The sequence below is a fragment of the Streptococcus cuniculi genome (assembly GCF_004570575.1).
Classification (GTDB): domain Bacteria; phylum Bacillota; class Bacilli; order Lactobacillales; family Streptococcaceae; genus Streptococcus; species Streptococcus cuniculi_A.
Genome location: NZ_SPPD01000105.1, coordinates 1 through 397, shown reverse-complemented (window position 1 = coordinate 397; position 397 = coordinate 1). Strand labels below are relative to the sequence as shown.

1 pseudogene is annotated in these 397 nt (G+C 67.0%); it reads right to left on the bottom strand.

From position 1 onward, the window contains the following. A pseudogene (pheS, locus tag E4T82_RS12260) lies at window positions 1–397 on the bottom strand (phenylalanine--tRNA ligase subunit alpha); the annotation flags it as partial.

The window sequence follows — 397 nt, the reverse complement described above, 5'->3', positions numbered from 1 at the left end:
GCGCAGCATCGTCAGGCGGTCGGGGCCCATGCCGAAGGCGAAGCCGATGTACTTCTCCGGGTCCAGCCCCATGTTGCGCACCACGTTCGGGTGAACCTGGCCGGAGCCCGCCACCTCCAGCCAGCGGCCGGCGAGCGGACCGTCCTGGAACTGGATGTCGATCTCGGCGCTCGGCTCGGTGAACGGGAAGAACGACGGGCGGAAGCGCATCTTCACGCCGTCGACCTCGAAGAACGCCTTGCAGAACTCCTCCAGCACCCACTTCAGGTTGGCGATGTTGGCCGCCGTGTCGATCACCAGGCCCTCGACCTGGTGGAACATCGGCGTGTGGGTCTGGTCGGAATCGTGCCGGTAGGTCCGGCCCGGGATGATCACCCGGATCGGCGGCGTCTGAGAC